Annotated in this window: 2 protein-coding genes; one reads left to right on the forward strand and one right to left on the reverse strand. The window is 68.9% G+C overall.

Going from position 1 to position 2,135, the window contains the following annotated elements; all coding sequences use genetic code 11:
• The first annotated feature begins 13 nt into the window (after positions 1–13).
• Positions 14–1,270, forward strand: a complete 1,257-nt coding sequence (gene arsJ, locus ACEQXV_RS19615; RefSeq protein ID WP_370270572.1) for an organoarsenical effux MFS transporter ArsJ — start codon at positions 14–16, stop codon at positions 1,268–1,270.
• Positions 1,271–1,477: 207 nt separating this feature from the next.
• Here arsJ and ACEQXV_RS19620 read toward each other — a convergent pair whose 3' ends face one another.
• The gene (locus tag ACEQXV_RS19620; RefSeq protein WP_100930029.1) at positions 1,478–1,966 is read right to left on the reverse strand and encodes a MarR family winged helix-turn-helix transcriptional regulator; all 489 of its coding nucleotides are present in this window, start codon (positions 1,964–1,966) and stop codon (positions 1,478–1,480) included.
• Between the last annotated feature and the right edge of the window lie 169 nt (positions 1,967–2,135).

Consider the following 2,135-nt stretch of genomic DNA (forward strand, 5'->3'; position numbering starts at 1 on the left):
CGGACCCGAGGCCATGAGCACAGCCACCGCAGCGCCGCAGGGCCTTGCCGCCTATATCGCCGTCACGGCGGCCTACTGGGCCTTCATGCTCACCGATGGCGCGCTCAGGATGCTGGTGCTCCTGCATTTCCACACGCTGGGGTTCACCGCGGTGCAACTGGCCTACCTCTTCCTGCTCTACGAGGTGGCGGGCATCGTGACGAACCTCTCGGCCGGCTGGATCGCCGCGCGCTTCGGCCTGACCTCGACGCTCTACGCGGGGCTCGGCCTGCAGGTCGTGGCCCTTGTGGCGCTGGCGCAGCTCGATCCCGCATGGGGCCTCGGCGCCTCGGTGGCCTACGTGATGGCGGTGCAGGGCCTTTCGGGGGTGGCAAAGGACCTGTCCAAGATGTCGGCAAAATCGGCGGTCAAGGTGCTGGCGCCCAAGGGGCAGGGCGGTCTCTTCCGCTGGGTCGCGGTGCTGACCGGCTCGAAGAACGCGGTGAAGGGGCTGGGCTTCCTGCTGGGGGCGGCGCTTCTGGCTCTGGCGGGCTTCAAGGCATCGGTCTGGGGCATGGCGGCGGTGCTGGCCCTGATCCTCGCCGCCGTGGCGCTGAGGATGCCGCCGGGCCTGCCCGCGGGCAGGAAAGGCGCGAAGTTCCGCGAGGTCTTCTCGAAGGACCGCAACGTGAACCTGCTCTCGGCGGCGCGGGTCTTCCTGTTCGGCGCGCGCGACGTGTGGTTCGTGGTGGGCATCCCGGTCTACTTCTACGCGGTCCTGTCGGACGGGACGGAGGCGGGCAACCGTGCCGCCTTCTTCACCATCGGCAGCTTCATGGCGGTCTGGACGATCCTCTACGGTGCGGTGCAGGCCTGGGCGCCGAAGGCCCTGCGCGCGGCCTCGCGCCCGGAGTCCGAGATCGTCACGGCAGCCCGGGGCTGGGCGCTGGCGCTGGTGCCCGTGCCGCTGTCCCTGGCGCTTCTCGTGGCGCTCGCCGGGGCGCCCGCACCCTGGCTGACGGCAACCCTGATCGCGAGCCTCTTGGTGTTCGGAGCCATCTTCGCCGTCAATTCCGCGCTGCACAGCTACCTGATCCTCGCCTTCTCGAAGGGTGAGCGGGTGACCATGGACGTGGGCTTCTACTACATGGCAAACGCTGCCGGGCGCCTCCTCGGAACGCTCTTGTCGGGGCTCAGCTACCAGTGGGGCGGCCTGCCTGCCTGCCTCTGCACGGCGGCGGTCATGGTGGCGCTCAGCGCGTTCGGCGCGTCAAAACTCAGGGCAGCCTGAGCGCACAGCCGCCGCCGCCGGCCGGCTTCGCGCGAAACCCGAAAGCCGCAGGACAAGGCCATCCCTTCATCTTGGCCCAAATACCTCGGGGGTTCGGGGGCAGAGCCCCCGTGCGCAGCGTGTATGCAGGCAAGGCGCGCAAAACAGGTGCTGCGCCCATACAAGACGCGCCCCTGCGCGAGCAAAGCGAGCGCCGGTCGGATCGCGTCAGCGATCCGAAACCTCGTTCAGCAGCGCCTCCAGCCCCGCCTCGAGACCCGCGAAGGCCTCCGCCAGCCGGGCCTCGATCTCCTGCTGGTAGGCCAGTGCCAGCGGCAGCAGTTCGGCCATCATCGCGCGGCCCTTGTCGGTCAGGGCCAGCCGGACCAGTCTCCGGTCGCTGGCGTCCTGCGCCTTCTCGATCAGGCCGGAGGTTTCCAGCCGGGTCGCCGCGCGGCTGACCTTGGACTTTTCCATCGCCACACGCGCCTCGATGTCGCGGACAGACACGGTTTCGGCCCCGTCGAGCGGCTGGGCGAGGTGGACCAGCACCCGCCATTCCGGGATCGAGATGCCGAAGCGGGTCCGGTACTGGCGGGCCAGTTCCTCCGACGTGCGCTCTGCCGCCACCGCCAGCCGGTAGGGGGTGAAGCGCGCGAGGTCGAAATCGGGCAGGGCTGCGGCCTGCGGCGCACCGGGGTTGGGTCTGTCTTTCATCGGCCTCTCCCGCAAAGGTGGGTCTTCCCCACAACAATAGGGTTGACTTCATTGCAAATGCAACGATTATGTCGCCAACCGCTACATGGTCACCGGGGAGGAGAGTCATGACACGTTTCGAACTGCCCAAGGGGATGGTCCGCGCGCCGCAGGGCGTCGGCACGCACGA

This window comes from Nioella sp. (assembly GCF_964229645.1).
In the GTDB taxonomy this organism is placed as follows: Bacteria; Pseudomonadota; Alphaproteobacteria; order Rhodobacterales; family Rhodobacteraceae; genus Nioella.